The 22624-nt window shown below is 65.0% G+C and carries 11 protein-coding genes; 5 read left to right on the top strand and 6 right to left on the bottom strand.

Translation table 11 applies throughout. The annotated features are described in order from the left end of the window. Positions 1 to 24: 24 nt before the first annotated feature. Both ACYVKQ_RS06745 and ACYVKQ_RS06740 read right to left on the bottom strand, forming a co-directional pair. Positions 25 to 2844 (bottom strand): fibronectin type III domain-containing protein, encoded by a 2820-nt coding sequence (locus tag ACYVKQ_RS06745; RefSeq protein ID WP_460576939.1) that lies wholly within the window; start codon positions 2842 to 2844, stop codon positions 25 to 27. A 138-nt stretch (positions 2845 to 2982) separates the two neighbouring features. After that, positions 2983 to 7776: a fibronectin type III domain-containing protein gene (locus ACYVKQ_RS06740; protein WP_460576937.1), complete on the bottom strand. Its 4794-nt coding sequence runs from the start codon at positions 7774 to 7776 to the stop codon at positions 2983 to 2985. A 279-nt stretch (positions 7777 to 8055) separates the two neighbouring features. Between ACYVKQ_RS06740 and ACYVKQ_RS06735 the strand changes: the two genes are divergently transcribed. From ACYVKQ_RS06735 to ACYVKQ_RS06720, 4 genes are all read left to right on the top strand, one after another. Further along, a complete protein-coding gene (locus ACYVKQ_RS06735; protein ID WP_460576935.1) occupies positions 8056 to 10368 on the top strand; it encodes a gliding motility-associated C-terminal domain-containing protein in 2313 nt (770 codons plus the stop codon). Between the two features lie 250 nt (positions 10369 to 10618). Continuing rightward, positions 10619 to 11998: a divalent metal cation transporter gene (locus tag ACYVKQ_RS06730; RefSeq protein ID WP_460576933.1), complete on the top strand. Its 1380-nt coding sequence runs from the start codon at positions 10619 to 10621 to the stop codon at positions 11996 to 11998. A 96-nt stretch (positions 11999 to 12094) separates the two neighbouring features. Next, the gene (locus tag ACYVKQ_RS06725) at positions 12095 to 14341 is read left to right on the top strand and encodes a TonB-dependent receptor (RefSeq protein WP_460576931.1); all 2247 of its coding nucleotides are present in this window, start codon (positions 12095 to 12097) and stop codon (positions 14339 to 14341) included. Positions 14342 to 14432: 91 nt separating this feature from the next. After that, entirely contained in the window at positions 14433 to 15281 is an 849-nt protein-coding gene (locus tag ACYVKQ_RS06720; protein WP_460576930.1) for a transporter, read from the top strand. Positions 15282 to 15344: 63 nt separating this feature from the next. On the opposite strand, the gene ACYVKQ_RS06715 is transcribed toward ACYVKQ_RS06720, so the two are convergent. The 3 genes from ACYVKQ_RS06715 to ACYVKQ_RS06705 all read right to left on the bottom strand — a co-directional run bounded on the left by ACYVKQ_RS06715 (position 15345) and on the right by ACYVKQ_RS06705 (position 18599). After that, positions 15345 to 15764 (bottom strand): SPW repeat domain-containing protein, encoded by a 420-nt coding sequence (locus ACYVKQ_RS06715; RefSeq protein WP_460576928.1) that lies wholly within the window; start codon positions 15762 to 15764, stop codon positions 15345 to 15347. A gap of 93 nt (positions 15765 to 15857) precedes the next feature. Further along, on the bottom strand, positions 15858 to 17066 hold the full coding sequence (locus ACYVKQ_RS06710) for a DUF1501 domain-containing protein (RefSeq protein ID WP_460576926.1): 1209 nt from the start codon (positions 17064 to 17066) through the stop codon (positions 15858 to 15860). A gap of 60 nt (positions 17067 to 17126) precedes the next feature. Continuing rightward, entirely contained in the window at positions 17127 to 18599 is a 1473-nt protein-coding gene (locus ACYVKQ_RS06705; RefSeq protein WP_460576924.1) for a DUF1800 domain-containing protein, read from the bottom strand. 188 nt (positions 18600 to 18787) lie between these two features. On the opposite strand from ACYVKQ_RS06705, the gene ACYVKQ_RS06700 reads away from it, so the two are divergent. Continuing rightward, complete coding sequence (locus tag ACYVKQ_RS06700) at positions 18788 to 19831, top strand: LLM class flavin-dependent oxidoreductase (protein WP_460576922.1); 1044 nt, start codon at positions 18788 to 18790, stop codon at positions 19829 to 19831. Positions 19832 to 19937: 106 nt separating this feature from the next. Here the strand turns inward: ACYVKQ_RS06700 and ACYVKQ_RS06695 are convergent, their stop codons facing one another. Beyond that, positions 19938 to 22550 (bottom strand): lamin tail domain-containing protein, encoded by a 2613-nt coding sequence (locus ACYVKQ_RS06695; protein ID WP_460576920.1) that lies wholly within the window; start codon positions 22548 to 22550, stop codon positions 19938 to 19940. Positions 22551 to 22624 lie beyond the last annotated feature (74 nt).

The following is a 22624-nucleotide window of genomic DNA, read 5'->3' as shown; positions in this document are numbered from 1 at the left end:
TTTGGCATTTGGCAGGCGGTTAACCTAGTCGATTACCACTGTACGGGTAACTGCGCCGCCGCCGATTTCCACGCGCAGCGTGTAAAGGCCGCGGCTCAGGCCGTCGATGCTCAGCGGCTGCTCCGCGCCGCCGTTGCGGATGCTTACGGCCTGCTTGCGCACCACCTGCCCCAGCGCGTTGATCAGCTGGGCCTGGGCAGCCTGGGCGGCCCCGGCGCCGCTGAGGCGCAGCGTAAGTGTGCCTCCGTGAGCCGGGTTCGGGAACACCGTCAGCTCGCCGCCGAGCAGCGGATTACGAGCCGCCAGCACCGTGCCGATGACGAAGGGACCAGCCGTGTCGTTGGAGCCGTAGCCCGACACGGCGATGTAGTACGTGCTGCCCGCCGTGAGGCCCGTGAAGGTCTGCGGGCCGGCGCCCGTGTTGGCTGCATTGCCCGAGCGGCAGGCCACCTGCGCAAACGACGTGGAGCAGCTGGCGGCCGTGAACAGGCGGACCATGCCGGCCGCGTTGCCCGACAGGCCCACGCTGAGCGAGGTCTGGCCAGCGGGCATGGTCAGGCGGTACCACACATCCTTCGGCTGCTGCGAGGGAGAGCAGGCTGGCAACAGGGCAGCCAGTCCGCCGCCGAGGCTGGTTGTGGAGCCGACGTTGGTGCCATTGACCGCCGGAGCAATCTGCCCACTGCCAGTCACGTTCAGGCTCACCGCGCTGCAGGGTTCATCGTTCAGCGGTACGCTGAGCAGGGTGCGGAAGCAGGTTTCGGCCGTGGGCGTGCTCACGCCCAGCTGGGCGCCGCAGTTTTTCGACACGAAGAAGCAGTAGTCGGTATCCGGCGTCAGGCCCGTCAGGGTCGTCGTGGTGGCGGTGATGCCCGCCACCGTGGTGCCGGTGGTAAAGCCGCGCGGACCGTAGAGCACGGTGAACGACTCGCCCGTGCCGAGTATCCCAGCCCAGTTCAGCGTGGCTTGGCTCGACGTCACGTTGGCGGCCGTGGGGCCCGTGGGCGTGGCGCAGCTGCCCGGGGCGGGCTTGATGCACAGCGAGAAGATGGCCTGTGATACCGGCACGTTGGCCGTATTGGCAAATACCCGGATGTAGTAGGACTGGCCCACAGTCAAGCCGGTCAGGATGCGGGCTGTGCCGTTGCCGGAACTCACCGTGGCGCAGGAGAAGCTCGTCAGCGAGCCGCAAGCGCCGCGCAGTACGTCCATCACGGCGCTGAATTGCGGCGTTAGGGTAATAGCCTGGGCCGTGGACACGGCCGTGAACTTGTACCACACGTCGTTGGCCTGGGCCACGGAGCCGCAGCCCGCTGCCTGCGACTGGGTAGCGCCGGTTACGTAGCCGTTGGTCGGGCTGCTGCACACCGGGTCGCTTTGCACGGTAATGGCCGTGGCGCATTCATCGTTGGTGGGCAGAGGCGGCGGCGAAATGGAACGCACGCAAATGGCTACGCGGCCCGTAGGGGCAGATTCGTTGTATTCCCACACGCGGACGTAAATCGTGCTGCCCGGCGTCAGGCCGGTGCGGTCGATAAAGGAATAGTTTCCGTTGGGAGAACTGTCGTCGTCGCACTGAATGGACGTCAGGTTGCCGCAGGTACCCGAGTAGATTTCCATGCCGGTATCGGTGATGCCGGAGCCGCCCACCGAGTCGGTTTCGAAGGTCAGTGCTCCGTTGGCGGGCACCACCACGCTAAACCACACGTCGCCCCCGTCGAAGCTGGCGCAGGAAGGAGCCGGTGCGCCCGCCGAAGACGAAGCGCCCGTCAGCGTGAAGCGGGTGCGCGTGGTGCAGATGTTGCCGGTGGACACGGTCAACGGAATGGCGCCTACGCAGTCGTCGTTGAGCGCCGTGAAGGCGCCGGGGTTGGAGCGCGCACTGTTACCCAGCGTGCCGCCGCAGTTCTGCGTGACGTAGAACTGGTAGCGGTTGAAGGCCGTCAGGCCGGTAATGTTCAGCGAGTTGCCGGTCACGCCGGTGCGCAGCACGCTGCCCGGGGCGTTGGTGCCGGGCACGAATCCCGTCGGACCGTATTCCACGGTGAACGTGCCGTTGCCGCTGGCCGCCGTCCAGTTCAGCGTCGCTGAGGTAAGGCTCAGGTTCGTGGCCGTCAGCCCGCGGGGCGTGGAGCAGCCCGTCAGCACCGGTGCGGTAAAGGCATAAATCTGCCCCGTAGCCGGTTTCGTGCTGATGTTGCTGGTTTCCGTAGTGGAACTGGTCGTGGGCGCGGCCGAAGCGTTGTTCAACGACAGAAACGAGCCCACCGTGGAACCAGCCAGGCCGATGGAAGCCGTAGGGCTACTCAGGGCCCCGCTTTCCTGCCGGTAGATGAATTCCACCCGGTTGGTGCCCTCGTACAGCTTCACCTGAAAGCTGATGCCGGGCGCCGTCGCGGTGTATACCCAGTAATAGTTCAGCCACTCCATGGTAAACACCCGGTTCGGGGCCGTGCCGGTGGTGGTGTACGAGGCAGCGCCTCCGTCGCCGTCCAGGTCGTCCCACAGCGGCGCTACCAGCGGGCGGATGGATGTCGGCCCGACGTTCAGCTCGTTGAAGCGGTTGTTGGTCGTGGTGGCCGTGTTAAACGTCAGCCAGCCGTTGGACGACGCTTTAACCTGCGAGTAGGTCGTGCCATCGAACACAAACGAGAAGCCCAGCGGGATGGTGCCGGAAATTTCATCGTCGGTTTCGATGGCATCGACGGGCGTACCGCCGGTAACCGGTGTAAAGGTGCCTTGGCTGGCCGTCAGGGTGTAGCTATCGACCTGCGCCTGTGCAATTGGAGCCCCCAGCAGCACAGCCGCTGCTACGGCCACTGCTCGGTGCCATCCTTTGCGCAAATGTGTTAGTAGTAAAGGTGTTACCATAGAAAAAAATGGTTTGGGTGAAGAAGAAACCTAAGCGGGCATGGCCAAGAAACATAAAAAAAAGACAGCAACGGAGGCCGTTGCTGTCTTTTCAATAATAGAAGGTTCCTATTAATCAACTATCACTTTCTGAACCATCGTTTCGTTGCCGATGCTCAGGCGCACTTGGTACAGGCCTTTCGCCAAACCGGTGGTGTTCAGGCTCTGCTCGAAGCTGCTGTTGCGTACTTCGGCGGAGCGCGTCAGCACCACTTGGCCCAGAATATTCAGCACCTCGCAGCGCAGCGTGCCCAGCTTGGCCCCTTTGATGCGCAAGTTCAGCGCCGAGCCCCCGGCGACGGGGTTCGGGAAGATGTCCACCTGGCCACCGGCCAGCTGCTGGTTGCGCGAAGAAAGGATGGTGAAGCCCCCCGGCGTGTCGCCGGAGCCGTAGCCCGATACGGCCACGTAGTACAGCGTACCCGCCGTGAGGCCCGTGAAGGTTACGCGGCCCACGCTCGTGTTGGCAGCAGTAGCAGCCTGGCAGCCCACCTGCGTGAAAGCAGTCGAGCAGTTGGCCGCCGTGAAGACGCGCACCATACCGGCCGCGTTACCGTTGAACACGGCGCTCATCGAGGTCTGCCCAGCCGGCAGCGTCACGGTGAACCACACATCTTTCGGGCCCGAGGCGGGCGAGCAGGCCGGCAGCAAGCCGCCCAGACCGCCGCCCGTGCTGGTGGTGGCTCCCACCGTGGTACCGTTCATGCCCGTTACGTAGCCGTTCGGCCCTACCGTAGCCGCAATGGCCGTGCAAGGCTCATCGTTGGTGGCAGCGGCCACGTTGGTACGGAAGCAGGTCGGGCCCACCCAGGCGCTGAAGCCGTTGGTCGTGCCGCAGTTCTGCCGCACGTAGAAGCAGTAGTCCGTATTCGCGGTCAGCGCCGCCAGCGTAGTCGTTTGCCCCGTGACGCCGCCGGCCGTGGTGCCCTGGCCCAGCGTGAAGCCGGGAGCACCGTACTGGATTTCGTACGTGGAGCCCGTGGACTGCACACCGCCCCATACGAGTGTAGCGGAGTTGCTGGTCACACCCGAAGCATCCGGAGCTACCGGCGCCGCGCAGTTCGGCAGCAACGAAGCGCAGATGGTGAACGGCCCTTGCGGGTCGGAGCTGCCGTAGCCCGAAACGCGCACGTAGTACGTCGTCGACGGGGTCAGGGAACTCAGATCCAGGTTGGGCGCGGCCGCCGTGCTGCTCGTCGAAGAACAGCCAATCTGGGTGAACGGACCAGCAGCGCTGGCAGCCGAGAAGGCGCGCAGCTGGCTGGCCGGTACGCCCGTTACGCTGATGCGCACGGCCGTGCTGGTCGGACCCGTAGCGGCCGTGGTAAACTTAAACCACACGTCCTTGGGCGTGCCGGCAATGCCGCAGCCGGTGGCGCCACTGCCCGGGTTGGCGTAGCCATTTACAGTAGTGGTGGTAGCCCCCACGTTGGTACCGTTGGTCGGCGTGCAAGAGGTGCCGACGTTCAGCGTCACGGCGCCGCTCGGGTCGTCGTTGACAATCTGCGTATTGAATACGACCGGACCGCCGGCGGCCGACGTGGTAGCGCCGCAGTTCTGCGTCACGTAGAACTGGTACGGCGTACCGGGCGTCAGGCCCGTCAGCGTGGTGGTCGTGCCAGTAATGCCCGGTACCGAGGTACCGCTGCCCGGCTGGAAGCCGATGGGGCCGTACTCGACGGTGTAGGTGCCCGTGCCACCCGCCGCCCAGCTCAGGACGGCCGTGGTGGTAGTGGTGGTACCCACTGCCAGGCCCGCCGGCGAGAGGCAGCCGTTGGCCGATTCGACGCGGACGTTGTCCAAGCCAATGTCGTTGGCCCCGAAGTCGCCCACGCCCCGGAAGCGGATGACGGCCGTAGCCGAGGTGGTGGTCAGTTGCAATACCCGGCTGCTCCAGGCGGTGGCCGTGTTCAAACGCACCAGGGCCGGCCCGAAGGTGAGGCCGCCGTCCGTGGAGACGTGCACCGTCAACGAGTCGTCGCCCGAAGGATTGATGAAGTCAAACGTCAGGCGCTTGTTGCCGGTCGCGCTCAGGTTGGCGTACAGGTCCAGCGTACCAACTTTGTTGTCGTCGGCGTAGTAGCTGTGGAAGCGGGCCGAGTGGAGGCCTTGGCTGGCCAGGGGGGAGTAGGCACCGCCCGTCGGGGAAGTCCAACCGGCCGACGCGCCGTCATCACTGCGGCGCCACGAGGCGTCTACGTCGGCCGGGTCAGCCGTCATCCGCCAGTTGTTCGAGGGTACCTCCCGGGTGGCGCAAACGCTCACCCAGGTGTTGTCGAAGTTTTCGAGCACCGGCAGCGCGGCGTAGGCCGGCGCGTTCAGCGTCACTTGGATCGGGGTCGAAGTAGCCGACTGGCCCGAGCAGCTCAGCACGGCCCGGAAGTAAGTCGTGGCCGTCACCGGGGCCGTCACGTAGCTCGAGCGGGTCGCGCCGCTGATGTCGGTGTAGGTCGTGCCGTTGGTCGAGCTCTGCCACTGGTAGGTCAGGCCCGAACCGAACGAAGCGCCCTGCAGGCCCAGCGTCACGGCCGTGGGCACACAGATGCTGGTGGCGCTTGCCGTAACAGTGCCAGCTGTGGGCGGCGCGGTGCACGGCGCCCCCGGCGCGATGGTCACGATATAGTCCTCGGTTTCACCGGAGAAAAACTCCGTGCAAGCGTCGGTGGCGCCGTTGGGGCTGCCGGTGCTGCGGCTGCGCACGCGCAGGCCCGTCTGGCCGCTGGCGGCCGAGCCGGGTACGGTGATGCTCACCGTGGTAGCCTGGTTGGCCGTCGTGGCGGTCGACACCTGCGTCCATTCGCTGGCTTCGTAGGTACCGTTTTGGTTGTAGTCGACCCAAACCGATACGATGGCCGCCGCCGAGGTCGTCACGCTCAGCTGGTAAGTAGCGCCGGGCAGTAACGTTGCCGTGGTGCTGCCCGAGGCCGGGTACGCCGTGTAGCCGCTGCCGTTGCTCACGGAGCAGGTCGTGCCGGCGTTGTTCAGCGTCGTCGTGGGCACGGTTACCGTCGTGATGTCGGCCGTGCCGCAGTACGAGCCCAGGTTGGCGCTGCAGTACTGGAAAGTGGTGCTCGTCGTGAACTGGCTTACGGCGCAGCCGGTAGCGGCGCCGTTGGCGTTGCGCGGCACGATCTGGTAGTAGTAAACCGTGCCGGGGAGCAGGGTACCGGCGGGCGTGTAGCTCGTAGCCGCCTGGTTGCTGCTTACCAGCGGCGGCGTGGACGTGGTGCCGAAGTACACGTCGTAGCCGGTGGCGACGCCGCCGCCGCTCGACCACGTCAGCGTCACGGGGCGCAGTACGCCGGTGGCGTTGTTGGCGGGCGAGAGGTTGCTCGCGCAGTTCGGCACACCGCTCAGCACGTCCAGCGACACGTTATCCAGGCCGATGTCGGTCGAGCCGAAGTCGGCGCGGGCGCGAAAGCGAATAACCGCCGTGGCCGAGGTGGCCGTGAAGGACACGCTCTTGGGCGTCCAGGCCGCCGAGATGCCCTGGCGGAACAGCGCCGGGCCAAACGTGGCCCCGCCGTCCGTCGACACCTGCACCGACAGCGAGTCGGTGCCGCTCGTGTTGATGTAATCGAAGGTCAGCACTTTGGTACCGGCCGCGCTCAGGTTCACGTACAGGTCCATCGTGCCGATCTGGCCGGCGGTCGAGTATCCGCTGTGGAAACGGGCCGAGCGGCTCCCCTGGCTGGCCGCCGGAGTGTACCCGTACGAGGTCGGGTTTGTCCAGCCGGCAGCCGTGGCGTCATCGTCGCGGCGCCATGAATTGTTGCCTGTGCTTGGCGTGTTGCGCCAGTTGTTCGACGGGATGTCGCGGGTGGCACAGCCGTCAATCCACGCGCTTTCAAAGCTGGTGGCGAACGGCAGGGTCGCGTAGGTCGGGTTGGATACGGTTACCTGCACGGCCGGCGTCGTAGCCGACTGGCCCGAGCAGCTCAGCACGGCCCGGAAGTAGGTCGAGGCGGTCAGCGAGCTGGCCGAGTAGTTTGGGTTGGTCGCGCCGCTGATGTTGGTGTAGGTCGTGCCGTTGGCCGAGCTCTGCCACTGGTAGGTCAGGCCCGTGCCGAACGAAGCGCCCTGCAGCGTGAAGCTGACGGGCGAATTGGCGCACACGCTTGTACTGGAAGCCAGCACCGTGCCCGCCGTGGGCGGCGCTGTGCAGGCCGGCGGCGGCGTGTACGTCACGCGCAGCGTGGGGCGGCGGTTGCCGTAGGTAGTGGTGCTCAGCGTGGTAGTGTTCGTCAGGGCCGAGCCGCTGGCCGTGCCGATGGCTTGGCCGGTAGCCGGGTTGGTGACGAACTCAATAGCGTTGGGCGCGTTGGTGGTGCTCGACAGCGCCCAGTCCGTCAGGATCAGCAGGTTGCCGCCCGTGTACACGAAGCTGGTGGTGGGCGCTACGCCGAAGTACGCACCGGCAGCCCCCGATACCTGTTGGGCGGTGGCCGCATACACCTGCGTGGCCTGCGCCGTCAGCGCCGACCAAGCGGTGCCCGTCGTTAGCGTGGCGTTGGAAGTGTTGCCCAGCCATACGTTGAATACGTTGTTGCCGGTGGCACCGCCCGCATCCGATTTCAGCCAATCCAGTTGGGTAATGGTCGCCCCGATCGGCAGGCCTAGTTCGGCCGCGCTGTACAGGTAGGCGTGGCGGGAATTAACGGTGGTCGACGTCGCCGAGAATCGGTACAGAGGCCCGAAGTACGGCGAGCTGGTAGCCGGTGTGACTACCGGCACGGTGGTGGAGCCGATGGTGACGGACTGCGCCCAGGCACTGGCCGAGGCCAGCCACAGCAACACAGGTAGCCACCACGAAAGCAGTCCGCGCCTGGGTGAAGGTGTGGTCTGCATGCGTAGAGTTTTTCGCATGAAAAGGGGGTTAAGGGTGGTAAGAACAGCCCGCAGTGGTGTAACGACACTCTATGAGGCGCTTAAAGCTAATCCTATCAAAGTGATATAAAAAACAAAACTCGACCGGGAACTTTTTTTTATCCACGGTGCAACCGGCGTAAAAGCTGGTAAAATATTTGCTAAGCACAATAAAGGTTTAAAGCCGAGTTTGCTGGATAAGATGCAATTGTCTTTATCTTACGCAGCAAAATCAGTCACCCACCCAGGTCCATTGTTTCCCTTCAACCCACTTCACACATGAAGCAACTCTTACGCGCTTCTCTCTTACTGCTCACTGCCTGGTGCCTCCTGATGGTTGGCTCCCAGCGGGCGTACGCCACGCACGCCCAGGGCGGGGAGTTGACCTATGAGGCCCTTGGCAACAACCGCTACCGCGTAACCTGTCGCTACTTCCGCGACTGCTCCTCCACCCTCTCCACCGAAGCTTCGCTGACGCTCAACTGCCGGGTAGGCTCACCCACTACCTCGTGCTCCAGCAACGACTCGCGCAACTTCACCACCCCGCTGCTGCGCGGCCAGCTTACCTCCGGCACGCCTTACTGCAGCACCCTGGCCGGGGCCAACGTCTGCTCCTCCTCCAGCCAGTACGCCAACTACGAAACGGCCCGCTACACTGCCGACGTGACCCTGCCCCCCGCAGAAGAATGGACCTTGAGCGTGCAGATCAGCGCCCGCCCGTCCATTGAGAACATCGGCGGCAACACCACCCTGCGCTTCGAGGCCACGCTGAACAACCAACTCCAGGTTGGCAGCACCCAGCAAACCATCCAGAACACTTCGCCGCAGTACCAGCCCCAGGACGTTCCGGTTCCGTTCGTGTGCGTGAGTCAGCGTACGACCCTCACCTTCTCGACCTTCGAGCCGGACGGTGACTCGCTGGTGTACGCGCTGGACCGCCCCTTAGAAGGCTGCAACGACTTCTCGACTTACCAAGCCATCGATGGCGGCACGGGCATCATCCGTCACCCCACTACCCCCGGCTGCTACATCGACCTGGGCACGAACAGCTCGCAGAACTACTCGCCCACGCTCCCGATCTTCTCCTACACTGCTACCGGCGCCTGCCCGGTGCAGCAGGGCACCCCGAACTTCCTGTTCAACGACCAGCTGGGCAGCTTCACCTTCACCCCGGCCCTGTACTACCCGAACACGGCCCCCTCGGCCGGCCGTAACAAATACACGGTGGTGGGTAAGGTGACCGAATACCGCAAGATCAACGGCCGCTATTACAAAGTGGGTTCGGTGCGCCGGGACATGCTGATTATCATCATCGACTGCGGTGGCAACACCGTGCCAAACCCGCCCGTGGCCGTAGGGGTTACCCCCGGCTCAAACACCGGTACGGTCAACTCGGCTGACTCGACTTTCATCACGGTATACTCCTGCAACTACTCGCAGGTACGCGTGCGCTTCACCGACCCGAACCCGAACCAGCAATTGACGGTGACCATTCCCTCGGCTGCGCTGGCTCCCCTCGCCGACGTTATCGTACCGAATGGCTACGCCCTGTCGGGCAATGGCACGACCAGCCCGGTAGCCACTTTCTACTTCCAGCCTTCTCCGCAGCTGGTGGGCACGGTGGTACGCATTCCGATCCGCGTCGAAGACAACGCCTGCCCGGTGAAAGCGGTACAGAACCGTATTCTGGTCATTCGGGTGCTGCGCGGCGAATTTGCTACGGCAGTAGCGGCGGCAGGCGGCGGCCAGAACAGCGCTAACCCAATCATCTGCTACGGCACTTCTGTGGATCTGCGCGGTTCGGTGGTACGCCCCGACTCGGTGCGCAACGGCCTGCAAACCTACACCTACACCTGGCAGCCGGCCAATGGCTTGGCCCCCGCCGATCAGAACAAGCAGAACATCACGGTAAGGCCGACCCAAACCACCCGTTACCGCCTGCGCATTGCACCTACCACGGGCTTCTCGCCCGGCCTGTGCGGCGACACCACCTCGATCCGCGTGCGGGTAGCCCCGCAGGTAGTAGCCGCGTTCCGCACCGACTCGGCGGCGGCGCCCAACAGCCGCTTCAACCGCCCGCCCCGCGTGTTTACCTTCACTAACCAGTCGCGCGTGAACAACGTGGTAACGGCCGTGGGCATTGACTCGGTGCGGTGGACCTACCAGCGGACGACCGATGGCAAAGGCCAACGGCTTAACGAGCAGCCCGTACGCTTCTCGGGCCGCCTGGCCCCGGGCCCGCTGACGCTGATGAAGCCCGGCCTCTACGAGATTCGCCTGAGCGTAGCCAACCGCACCCCCGGTGCCACCTGCCCCGAATCGATTGCCCGCTTCACCGTAACGGTGCCCCAACTGGACGTGCCGAACGTATTTACGCCTAACAAAGACGGCCTCAACGATACCTTTATCGTGCAAGCCGAGCAGGAAGGCAACAAAGTGGAAATCTTTAACCGCTGGGGCCGCAAGGTGAAGGAGTTCAGTAACTACAACAACGATTGGGACGGCGAAAGCCAACCGGCCGGCGTGTACTACTACCACATCACTGCCCGCGACGGCAAAGTGACCAAAGGCTGGGTAGAGCTGGTGCGCTAATTCCACCCCTCCTTTCGCTAAAAAAGGCGCTGCGGTCCGCAGCGCCTTTTTTATTGTTCGCGTGGGACTTATTCAGACTGCCTGCCGCATGGCGGACGTCAGTCCCGTTCTCCGCTGCAATCTGGCTGTTGTGCCTAGCCAAGTGAGCCGCGCACAAAACCTTTTGACCAAAAAGAAGTAATTAAGGCAGCTTAAAAAAAAAGTTAGACCAGACTAAATTACCTTTGTCTAGCTTAAACATCCTGCCTTGATGCTCTCAACCGATACCCCGCCGGCCACCACCCCCAAACACGCCCCCGACTTAGACGTCGATGCGGGCTGGCGGCAGGCGCGTCATGCGCCGTCGCTGGCCGATGTTCATGCGTCCGTGAGCGTGCCTAGCTACGGGGCTTCTTTCTGGCGTAAGCTACTGGCTTTCTGGGGTCCCGGCCTCATGGTGGCCGTCGGCTACATGGACCCCGGCAACTGGGCGACCGATATTGCCGGTGGCGCCAGATACGGCTACACGCTGCTGTCGGTTATTCTGCTCTCCAACCTGTTTGCCATGCTGCTGCAGCATTTGGCGGCCAAGTTGGGCATCGTCACGGGCCGCGACCTGGCCCAGGCCTGCCGCGACCATTACTCCAAGCCGGTCGCCATGGTCTTGTGGGTGCTCTGCGAAGTCGCTATTGCTGCCTGCGACCTGGCGGAAGTCATCGGCTCGGCCATTGCGCTCAATCTGCTATTCGGCATTCCGCTAACCGTGGGCGTGCTGCTCACCATCCTCGACGTGCTGGTGGTACTGTACTTCCAGAACCGGGGGTTCCGCATCATCGAATCCCTCGTGGCGGGGCTTATCGTGGTGATTTTCGGTTGCTTCGCCTATGAGGTAATCGTCTCGAAACCAGAATGGGCTGCACTGGCGGCCGGGCTGGTGCCCCAACGGGAGATAGTAACCAATCCTGCCATGCTCTACGTGGCCATTGGCATCCTGGGCGCCACGGTGATGCCCCACAACCTGTACTTGCACTCCAGCATCGTGCAGACGCGGGCCTTTGAGCGCAACGACGCAGGCAAGCGCATGGCCGTGCGGTTTGCCACCATCGATTCGACGGTGGCGCTGTTTCTGGCTTTCTTCGTCAACGCGGCCATTCTGGTGCTGGCCGCCGCGGCCTTCCACCGCACCGGCCGCCACGACGTGGCCGACATCAACCAAGCGTACGAACTGCTCACCCCCGTACTAGGTGCTGGGGCAGCCAGCGTGCTGTTTGCCGTGGCCCTGCTGGCGTCGGGCCAGAACTCGACGCTGACCGGCACCCTGGCGGGCCAGATCGTGATGGAGGGTTTCCTAAACCTGAAGCTCAAGCCCTGGCTTCGGCGCCTGATTACGCGGCTGATTGCGGTGGTACCGGCGTTTATCGTCACGCTGATCTACGGCGAGAAAGGCACGGGCGAGTTGCTGGTGCTCAGCCAGGTAATCCTGTCGCTGCAGCTGAGCTTTGCGGTGGTGCCGCTGGTGCTCTTCACTTCTGACCGTCAGAAGATGGGCCGCTTCGTGAACCGTCCCTGGCTTAAGTACACGGCCTGGGCCATATCTGTCATCATCATTCTGCTAAACGGGCACTTGCTGATTCAGACCTTCCTGGACTAAACCACGGCGGAATCGGGCCTGGCCTGATTCCGCTTTTTTGCGCCTTTTCCGCGATTTAGACGCATCTAAATATAATCATCAGCCACAGCTAAAATCATGCACAAAGTCTTACTTGCCTTGCTGCTTTGGGGGATGCTGGCCACTGCGGTCCAGGCCCAAACGGGTACTATTCGCGGGACGGCGCGGTCAGCAAGCCAAGCCGTGCCGTTTGCCAGCGTCGGGCTGAAAGGCACCACGCACGGCACCACGGCCGATGAACGCGGCGGATTCACGCTGGGCAAAATTCCCGCGGGCAGCTACCAACTGGTGGTAACGGCCCTGGGCTACCGGCTGGCCGAGCGCAGCGTGACGGTGCAGGCTGGCCAAACCGCAGAAGTCACGCTGCTGCTGCTGCCGACCAGCAACGAAACGGCCGAAGTGGTTATCAGTGGGACGCTGGGCGAAGTCATCAAAAGCGAGTCGCCGGTGCCGGTGGAGCTCTACACGCCGAAGTTTTTTCAGAAAAACCCCTCCCCTTGCCTGTTTGAGAACCTGACCATGGTGAACGGCGTGCGGCCGCAGCTGAACTGCAGCGTGTGCAACACCGGCGACATTCACATCAACGGGCTCGAAGGGCCTTATACCATGGTGCTCATCGACGGCATGCCCATCGTCTCGGCGCTGAGCACGGTGTACGGGCTGAGCGGCATTCCGAACAGCATGGTGGAGCGCGTGGAAGTGGTGAAGGGCCCGGCCTCCACGCTGTACGGCTCGGAAGCCGTGGGCGGACTGATTAACGTGATTACCAAGAATCCGCAGAAAGCCGCGCCGCTGGCGGTGGACGTGTTCGGCACCAGCTTCGGCGAGCTGAACGTGGACGGCGGCACGGCCGCGCGCGTGGGCAAAGCCAATACGCTGCTCACCGCCAACCTCTTCGGCTACAACCAGCGCCGCGACGTGAACCACGACGGCTTCACCGACGTGCCCACGCAGCACCGGGCCACCGTGTTCAACAAATGGAGCCTGAGCCGCCCCGAGGACCGGGTGGCCAACCTGGCGGCGCGCTACTACTACGAGGACCGCTTCGGCGGGCAGTTGGGCTGGCGGCCGGAGTTCCGGGGCACCGACAGCGTGTACGGAGAGAGCATCTACACCGGCCGCTACGAGCTGCTGGGCCAGTATCAGCTGCCGGTCCAGGGGCAGAAAATGTTGCTCAGCGGCTCCTACAACCGCCACCACCAGAACTCGGTGTACGGCACCACCCGCTACACCGCCACCCAGCACGTGGGCTTCGGGCAGCTCACCTGGCTGCGCACCCTGAGCGTGCAGCACCAGCTGCTGCTCGGCGCAGCCTACCGCTATACCTGGTACGACGACAACACGCCCGCCACCGCCTCGGGCGAAACCGGCCGCAGTCGGCCCGACGTGGTGCGGCTGCCCGGCCTGTTTGCCCAGGACGAATGGCACCTGAACATCCACGCGACGCTGCTCACCGGCTTGCGCCTTGATTACGACCCGCGCCACGGCGCCGTACCCTCCGGCCGCGTCAATTACAAGTGGGGGACGCTGGACGGGCGCCGGGTACTGCGCCTCGGGGCTGGCAACGGCTTTCGCGTGGTGAACCTCTTCACCGAAGACCACGCCGCCCTCACCGGCGCCCGCCAGGTGGTGGTGGCCGAGCGCCTGCAGCCGGAGCGCTCCTGGAACGCGACCCTCAACTACACCCACCAGCTGGGCCCCGACACCCGGCCGCTGCTGCTCGACGGCAGCCTGTTCTGGACCTACTTCACCAACAAGATCCTGCCCGATTACGACACCGACCCTAACCAGATCATCTACCGCAACCTGCAGGGCTACGCTGTTTCGCGCGGCCTCACGCTGAACGCGGACTGGACCGTACTGCCCGACCTCAAGCTCATTGCGGGCGTGACGCTGCTCGACGTGTACCGGCGGGAACCGGGCCAGGCCGAGCGTCTACGGCAGGTGCAGACGCCCGGCTTCTCGGGCACGTACGCGGCCACGTACGCGGTGCCGCGCTGGGGCCTCACCGTTGACTACACCGGTCAGGTAAACGGCCCCATGCACCTGCCGGTGCAGCCGCTGGATTACCGTCCGGCCCGCTCGCCGTGGTTCTCGCTGCAGAACGTGCAGGCGACCAAGCAGCTGGGACAGCGCCTGCAGCTCTACGGCGGCGTGAAAAACCTGCTGAACTTTCTGCCGCGCCACGTGCTGCTGCGCGCCTTCGATCCTTTCGATAAGCACATCACCCAGGATAATCCCAACGGCTACACTTTCGACACCGAGTATAACTACGCACCTTTGCAGGGGCGCAGAGGCTTCTTGGGCTTGCGCTACACGCTATAAGTACGGAATTCCGACCAGTGGAACCCGGCAGCACATCTGTGGTGCGGCGGATGCGTATGCGGGGAAGAATACCATTTCCTCCCCCCTTCCCATGTACCGATTTCTCACCCTTGCCGGAGCCCTGCTGTGGTGCACGGCGGGGCACGCGCAATCCGGCGGCTCGCCGTATGATTCGGCGCATTTCAGCCTTTTCAAGCCTGTGCCCCGCCACCAGCTGCGCGAGCTTCGCCCCGACCGACCGGGCACCACCGAAAGCCCCTATACCGTGGATGCCGGACATTTTCAGCTGGAAACCGACGCCATCCGCCTCATCAACCGACGCGACGACAACAAGCGCGAGCGGGAATGGCGCGCAGTGTACCTGATGCCCAAGCTGGGGCTGAGCCGCCGCACCGACGTGCAGCTGGAACTACCGCTGTATTCATCGCAAAAGCAGCGCATGGCCGACGACCCCAACTGGGTGCGGCACCGCGGCTTCGGTGACGTGGCCGTCCGCGTGAAGCATAACTTCCTCGGCGATGACGACGAAGCCCCGCTGGCCATGGCGGCTGTGGGGTACGTGCGCCTGCCCACCGGCGGGCAGGCCGGCGACGGCGGCGTGGAAGCGGGCCTGGTTGTGCCCGCCGACGTGCACCTCGGCCCGCACTGGGACCTGGAAGGCCAGGTGGAAACCAAGCTGCAATACGACCGGGAATCGGCCAGCCACTACTTGGGCGTGGTGCCGTCGGTGGCCCTGGAACACGACTTCAACGACACCTTTTCCTTTCTGGTGGAAGGTGTGGCGCGCTGGGACGCGCAGCACTCGGACTGGCGCAACTCCCTCAACGTGGCACCCATCATCAACGTGACCGACAACCTGCAGTTCGACCTTGGAGCACACTTGGCGCTGAACCGCGAAACCGACCGGGAGTTCTTTTTCGGCTTCACGTTCCGGCGCTGACGCTGAATCCCACAAAAAAGCCGGCTGGACATGTATCCAGCCGGCTTTTTACTTTCAGACAGGCTAGTGGCGCACATTGCCCCCATCGGTCATCAGGGAGCCGGGGTGGCGGCGGCCGTCGTGGGCGTGCGTGCCCACGCCTTTCCAGTCGGTCATCAGCCACGAAAGCAGGAAGAAGATACTAGAGCCGATAAACAGGTTACGGGCAACCGGCTGGTCGTCGGAGAAGCCGAATACGAAGGGCAGCACCATGAATACCAAGCCGCTGACCAGCTCAAAGCCCCCGTGCAGCGGAAAAGGAATCATGCGCATGGCGCCGAGTGGGTAGTCGGTCAGCAGCGCAATGAGCAGGTAGCCGGCGGCCAATACGTAGAAGGCGGTGGCGTACGGCGCCTGCAGGTCGAACAGTGTGGGCGCCAGCGCGAAGAAGGCCACCGTGAGGTAGTCCAGGACGCCGTGGGCGGAAGGTGACAGAACTCGCATGGCTGTGCAAAGTATGGGGTTGAACAATGCATTGACCCTGTCTTTTACGCGCTGACAATCAAGCAGGTATTGCCGAGTTCGGGTTTTGCGTGTTTATACCAAGCCAGGCAAAGGCGCCACGTCCCGGCTCAGTATATGTTGGTTGTCCGCTCCCAGCCAGTCGCGCAGGACGCTGGCGTAAATGCTGCGAAAATCAATCTGGTGGCGCAGGTCGCCCGCGTCGAGGTCGGCCAGGTCGGGGGCCGCGTTGGCTACGCCGGGCCGGCGCAGTTTGCCGCCGAGCAGCAGCACGTTGTTGGCCGTGCCGTGGTCGGTGCCGTTGCTAGCGTTCTGGCCCACGCGCCGGCCAAACTCAGAAAACACCAGGATCAGCGTGCTGTCGAGGTTGCCGGCCTGCTGCAGGTCGGCCACGAAGGCGCCGAGGCCGTCGGAGAGGTCTTGCAGCAGCTTGCCCTGCTGCTCCTGCTGGCGCACGTGGGTGTCGAAGCCGGTGAGCGAGGCGTAGTACACGCGGGTGTCGAGGCCGGAGTTGATCAGCTCGGCGGTGGTGCGCAGGCTCTTGGCAAAATCCGTATTTGGGTACGGGGCCTGGGAGCGGTAGACCTTGCTTTTCTCGTAGAGGTAATCAGCCGAGGAAGCGGTTTCCGCCAGGGTTTTGTAGAGGTAGTCCAGCTCACTCAGCCCGGTGCTGGGGGCCGGGCGGCTGGCGGCGGCCAGCAGGTGGTTGCGCGTGACGTCGCGCAGCTTCTGCGGGTTTTTCAGCGCCAGCCCTTTGCGGGCCGCGCCTTTCATGGCCAGGCTCAGCGTATCGTCGACCTCGATGCCGGTGTGGCCGGTGGGGCAGCCCGCGCAGGCCGCGTCGAGGTAGCGCCCAAGCCAGCCGGTGCTCAGGTACTCATCAGCGGCCGAGCCGGTGTGCCAGATGTCCATGGAGCGGAAGTGCGAGCGGTCCGGGTTGGGGTAGCCCACGCTGTTGAGCACGGTCAGCTGCCCCTGGTCGTAGAGGCCCTTCAGCGCCGTCATGCGCGGGTTCAGCGCCAAATCTTTTTCCAGCGTCAGCAGGCCGCTTGGCTCGCGCAAGGCCAGGGTGGGCCGCGCTTTGTAGTACAGGTCGTTGCGGTACGGCACGATGGTGTTCAGGCCGTCGTTGCCGCCGCCGAGCTGCACCACCACCAGCCGGCGCCCGCCCGCGTCCTGCAGCGCGGGCAGGGCCTGCGCGTCGAGTCGGTGCAGGAAGCGCGGCACGAACAGCAGGGTGCTGGCCAACGCGGAAGTTTTCAGGAAGTCGCGGCGAGTGGTCATGGCAAGAAAGTGCGACGCGCACCACGGAAACAAGGTTAGGGAAAGCGCAGCCGGTCCGAGCTACATCAGCTGGTATTCCGGCAACGACAGCAGCGTGCTCACCTGCTGGCGCAGCCGCTGCGCCGGGGCGGCCCCGGCCGCAGCGGCCTGCTGCAGCAGCGTCTGGCTCTCGGGCCGCAGGGGCGCCTGCAGCAGAAAGCCGGCCAGCGCCGCGGGCTGCCGGTCGGCGGGCACCTGCTGCACCAGCGCCGCCACCGTAGCCAGGCTCACGGGGGCTTCGTGCGGCGCCTGGGCGCGGCTGTGCAGGAGCCGCTCGCTGCGCGGCAGCTGCGGGGCCAGGTCGTTGTCGTCCTCCTTCAGGGCAATGTTGACTTCGGCCTGCTTGAGCAGCACCTGCGGCAGCTGCAGCCGCAGCAGCAAGGACGACGAATCAATCCAGTTGCGCCCGCCCGGCCAGCCCGCCACGTTGGGCGGCTGAAACAGCGTCTGGCCCAGGGCCTTTTGCCAAAATACGAGCTTCTGCCCGTCGGCGGGGGCCAGGCCGGCCTGCCGCTGCAGCCCCACCAGCAGCTCCACCGGCGACTTGATGCGGGTGCCCACGTTGGCCGGGGCGTAAAACCAGTCGGCCGAAAACAGCCGCTCCAGCAGGTCCTGCACGTCGTAGCCCGAGCGGTAAAAGGCTTCGGCCAGGGGCCGGATGTGCTGCGGGTTGGGCTGCTCGTTGACGAAAAAGCGGTAGAGCTTGGTGGTGATGAATGTTGCCGTTTCGGGACGCTCCGTGAGCAGGCGCAGAATGTCTTCGCCACCGAAGTTGCCGGTGCGGCCCAGGAAGGTTTTCGGGCCGTCGTCGTGCTGCTTGGCCCGGAACTGAAACTGCCCTTCGGCCGTGTAGCCCCAGCCGGTAAAGGCGCGGGCCGCCTCCTTCACGTCCTGCTCGGTGTAGTGGCCGCGGCCGATGGTAAACAGCTCCATCACCTCGCGGGCGAAATTCTCGTTGGGGCGCTGCTTGCGGTTTTGCTGGTTGTTGAGAAACTGCAGCATGGCCGGCTCTTTCGACACAGCCAGCAGCAGGTCCGGAAACTTGCCCAGCGCCAGCCGCCGGATGGTGTTGTGGAGCTGCAAAGCCGCGTCGGGGCGGCGCACGCGGCAGGCGAAGTGCCCGTGCCAGAAGAACGTGAGCTTCTCGCGCAGCTGGGCCGGCGAGGTGGCCATGCGCTGCAGCCAGCCGGTGTTCATGGCGTAGAACGCGTCCCGAATCTGGCGGTTCTGCTCTTTGCGCTGCTCGGCCGTGAGGCCGCCCTTGGCCAGGGCCGGGGTCTGCGGGTCCTGCTTCAGATCCATCGTGGGCGTAGGACTCATGGCCCGCGCCTCCCGGTAGCGCATCTGCGGACTGTCGAGCGGGGTGTACGTTTCGGCGTCGCGCAGCAGCTGCCGCAGCACCTTGCGCGGCGCGAGGCCCGCGGCCACATCGTGCGGGCGCGGCCCGAACCCGGCCCGCCACAGCAAGTGCTGCACCTGTTGTTGCGTCGTCATGGGGATTGGATGCGGGAAAGGCCCGCGGGTTTAACGTACTCCATTGGCGCCGGATTACGCTGGCCTCCGTGAGCCGGGTCGGCTGTCGCGGCACCCACGGTCAGCCAGCCGGCTGAAGTACGCGGAAAACCAGCTCCCGGAAACAAGCAGCCCAAAATAGCTGTTCTGGCAGCTTAGCATTGAATCGCATGCCTACCAACCTCGCCGATCTGCCGCTGTCCATTCTGGATCTGGCGGCCATTACGGAGGGCCACACGGCCGCCGATACCTTTCGCAACAGCCTGGAATTGGCCCAGCACGCCGAGCGGTGGGGCTACCGCCGCTTCTGGCTGGCCGAGCACCACAACATGGCCAGCATTGCCTCCTCGGCCACGGCCGTGCTGATCGGCCACATTGCCGGCGGCACGTCCACCATCCGCGTGGGCTCGGGCGGCGTGATGCTGCCCAACCACGCCCCGCTCATCGTGGCCGAGCAGTTCGGCACGCTGGCCTCGCTCTACCCCGGCCGCATCGACCTGGGCCTGGGCCGCGCCCCCGGCACCGATCAACTGACGGCCATGGCCCTGCGCCGCGACCTGCAGGGCTCGGTCAACGATTTTCCGCAGCACGTGCAGGAACTGCTCACCTACCTCTCGGCCGACAACCGCGGCAGCCGCGTGCGCGCCATTCCCGGCGAAGGGCTCGATATTCCCGTCTGGCTGCTGGGCTCCAGCACCTACAGCGCGCAGCTGGCCGCCTACCTGGGCCTGCCCTTCGCCTTTGCCAGCCACTTCGCACCCGCCCAGCTGCAGGCCGCCCTGCACCTGTACCGCGAGAATTTCCGGCCCTCGCAGTACCTGCAGGAGCCCTACGCCGCGGCCTGCGTCAACGTCATTGCCGCCGATACCGACGCGGAAGCCGAGCGACTGGCCACGTCCTTTTACCAGCTCGCCCTGAACATCGTGCGGGGTACCTCCCGCCCCCTGCAGTCGCCGGTGGCCAGCATGGAAGGCCTTTGGGGCGACATCGAGGAAGAATCGGTGCGCATGATGATGGCCTATTCCTTCGTGGGCGGCCCCGAGGCGGTGCGCCGGCAGGTCCAACAGTTCGCCAACGCTACGCAGGTCGATGAGCTGCTGGTGGTGTCGCACATCTACGACCCGGCCGCCCGGCTCCGCTCCTACGAACTGCTGGCGGCGCTGGGCCAGGCGGAGCAGCCAACTGCTTCGGCTGCCGACGCGGCTGCGCGATAAGCTCCTCGCTGCGAAAAATCAGTAGAAGCCGAACGGCCGTGGTACCCAGCGTTACCACGGCCGTTTGTTTTATCCGTCTCTATTGCCAGGCCAGCACGCCATCTGCCTACAGCCGCGCACCTAGCACCACCGTCTTTTTATACTCTTTTTTCTGCCCGCCGCCGGGCTGGTACAGCTCGATGTGCAACACGTAGTAGCCGATGGGGGCTTTGCGGCTACCGTCGGTCAGGCCGTCCCACTGGAAAAAGCCCGTGGTGGGCAGGGTTTCGTTGCGAACAAGGCGGCGCGTCAGGCGGCCCTGGGCGTCGTACACGGTCACGCTGGCTGCGTAGCCGGGTGCGTCGAGGCGGTAGCGGAGGGTGGTGAAGTCCTGCTGCCCGTCCTCGTCGGGCGTGAACACCTCGGGCTCCACCGCAAACTGCTGGCTGCTGGCCGCCTCGGCCAGAAACTGCGAGTTGCGGCGGCCTGGGGTGGCGTAGCCCGCGCTGCCGGCGGCCGAGTGGAAGTTGCCGGCCGCGTTAGGGCCTTCCGGCCGGATGCGTTCCAAGGACACCCCGTCGCGCGTATCGAGCAGGGCCAGGTGCATGGCTTCGGTGTAGGTAAGCTTCTCGATCAGCAGCCCCTGCGCGTTGTAGAGCACTACCGTGCCCTCCGTATCGGGAAAAGTCGGCAGCGAAATGCCCGGCAGAAAGGCGGCCGCGTCGTGGCTGGTGGGGTACTGCGCCTGCACTACGTCGGGGCGCTCCGTGAGCACGGCCAGCTGCCCGGGCGCCAGTACATAGGGTTCCGCGATGATGTCACGCAGCTCTTCGGTGCCGTCGGGGCGCACGCGGCCGATGCGCCAACCTTGCAGGTCTACGTATTTACCGGAGCGGTTCACCAGCTCCACGAAGTCGTAGGCATCGGTGCGCGGGTTGAAGAGGATTTCGTTTACGACCACGTCGCCGGCGGCCGCCACGGTGGGCAGCACCAGCGTGCCGGAGGTGATGGGGCCTGCGGCGTTGCCCACGCAGTCGGTGGCGCGCTGCACCGTCACGGCGTAGGGCTGATTGACGGTGAGCGGGGCAGCCAGCGTCAGCTCCACGGCGCGAAAATCGAAGGGCACCGGCGTCACGCGCAGCACCGCGGGGCCGCCGTTGGGCAGTGCGTACAAGCTGGCATTAGCGGTTAGGGCGCTGTCGAGCTTTTCGGCGAAGGTCAGGCGTACCAGCGTGGGCGTGGCAGCTACGGCCCGCACCAAAGCGGGCGGCGTGCGGTCGGGGTTGGCGGCGCGGGCCGCGTTGGCGCGTCCGGGTGTGCCACCGCTCACGTCGGTGCTGGCCGTCCAGTTGTCCAGGCCGCCGCAGGGGTTGCCGGTATCCACCATTTCCAGCGTCCAGCCGCCTTCCTTCTTGCGGTTGTCGCGGTACCAAGTATCGGCGTAGCTCACCTCGAAGAGCAGGCGCCCGTCGCGGCCGCGCAGCAGCAGCTGGTCGCCGGCGTTGCTGAGCGAGGGAAAATTGTTCAGCCCGAACACCTTGCCGAAGCCGGCGAACTGGGTGAAGCGGGTGCTGGCGCACACCACCGCGTACTCGCCCGGCAGCAGCGTGGTGCCGGCCCCAAACACGGCCGCGGTGCCGCTGCCGGCCTTGGTGAGGCGCACCCCGTTCAGGTCGAGCGGGTTGGTGGCTGAGGGGTTGTGGATTTCGATGAACTCGGATGCCGGCAAGCCCACCGCCGGCGTCTCATCGGCCATGATTTCGGTGATGAGCAGCTGGTTGGGTCCGGGCACGATGGGCGTGCCGTTGTAAGTGAAAGCGGCCGTGAGCGGGCCCGTGGCCACGTTGCCGTACAGGTCCACCACGTTGCGCGCCTCCAGCGTGCTGGGGCCCAGGGGCAGCGCTCCGGCGAAGGTCAGGTGCACGAGGCGCGGGTCCTGCGCGTCGCGCACGGCGCTGGTGGGTACCGCGCCGCTGGCCAGGCGAAACGCGCCGGCGGCGGTATTGGCAGCCACCGGCTCGTTGAACGTTACGTCGAGCACGGTGCCGCTGACGGGCGCCGCCCCGCTGAGCAGCGGCGCGGTGGTGTCCGAAATGCGAAAATCGTCGAAGTAGAAGCTGCGGTTGTTGGCGGCGGAATAGGTCAGCAGCACGCCCGCGTACTGGCTGCGCTGGTACAGATCGTCGGTGCCGCTGCCCTCGCTCACGAAGGCCGTGCCGCCGGTCAGGTCGCGCTCCAGCGTCCACACGCCGGCGGTGCTGCGCGTCACGCGCACCCGCACCAGGTTGTTGGAGGAGGAAGCCAGGGTGCCGTCGGCCCCGTTCACCACGTACACCGGGCTGGTGCTGGCGTCCTTGCGAAACAGGGAAACTTCGTCGGGGGTACCGCCGAGGCGCACGAAGTAGCCGCGGTTGAAGACGCTCTTCAGGTCGGCCTGCTCCGACAGCAGCCACACGTCGGCGAGGTTGCCGCTGGAGGTGGCCAGGCGTAGGTTGGCCCAGAACTCCCACACCGTCCCGGTGACGGCCTGCGTGGGCACGGCCAGCTGAATCTGGGTGCCCGTGGCGGCCGGTCCGTTGCTTTGCAGCTGCTGGCTGGTCACCTGAAAAGCGGCGGCGTCGCCGGTCCAGGCCGGATTCTGCGTGAAATCGCCGTCGGCAAAGTTATCGGTGAGCTGGGCCGCGGCCGGCAGGACCGCCAGCAGGCTCAGGCTCAACCCGTAGAGTACGCGTTGGAGCATAGGCAATAAAGAAAGGGATAGGAAGGCCGAGACGGACAGTGGCGGCAAACGCCCTGAAACCGGCATTTGGGCCC

The sequence above is a fragment of the Hymenobacter coalescens genome, from assembly GCF_054783195.1.
Note: the sequence above shows the minus strand (reverse complement) of the source record. Positions and strands in the feature narration are given on the sequence as shown.

Excerpts from the sequence above, each read along its gene's own strand:
- ACYVKQ_RS06710 (WP_460576926.1), bottom strand. The coding sequence starts at position 17,066 with ATGACCACTCGCCGCGACTTCCTGAAAACTTCCGCGTTGGCCAGCACC.
- ACYVKQ_RS06700 (WP_460576922.1), top strand. The coding sequence starts at position 18,788 with ATGCCTACCAACCTCGCCGATCTGCCGCTGTCCATTCTGGATCTGGCG.
- ACYVKQ_RS06695 (WP_460576920.1), bottom strand. The coding sequence starts at position 22,550 with ATGCTCCAACGCGTACTCTACGGGTTGAGCCTGAGCCTGCTGGCGGTC.
- ACYVKQ_RS06730 (WP_460576933.1), top strand. The coding sequence starts at position 10,619 with ATGCTCTCAACCGATACCCCGCCGGCCACCACCCCCAAACACGCCCCC.
- ACYVKQ_RS06715 (WP_460576928.1), bottom strand. The coding sequence starts at position 15,764 with ATGCGAGTTCTGTCACCTTCCGCCCACGGCGTCCTGGACTACCTCACG.
- ACYVKQ_RS06740 (WP_460576937.1), bottom strand. The coding sequence starts at position 7,776 with ATGCGAAAAACTCTACGCATGCAGACCACACCTTCACCCAGGCGCGGA.
- ACYVKQ_RS06735 (WP_460576935.1), top strand. The coding sequence starts at position 8,056 with ATGAAGCAACTCTTACGCGCTTCTCTCTTACTGCTCACTGCCTGGTGC.
- ACYVKQ_RS06720 (WP_460576930.1), top strand. The coding sequence starts at position 14,433 with ATGTACCGATTTCTCACCCTTGCCGGAGCCCTGCTGTGGTGCACGGCG.
- ACYVKQ_RS06705 (WP_460576924.1), bottom strand. The coding sequence starts at position 18,599 with ATGACGACGCAACAACAGGTGCAGCACTTGCTGTGGCGGGCCGGGTTC.
- ACYVKQ_RS06725 (WP_460576931.1), top strand. The coding sequence starts at position 12,095 with ATGCACAAAGTCTTACTTGCCTTGCTGCTTTGGGGGATGCTGGCCACT.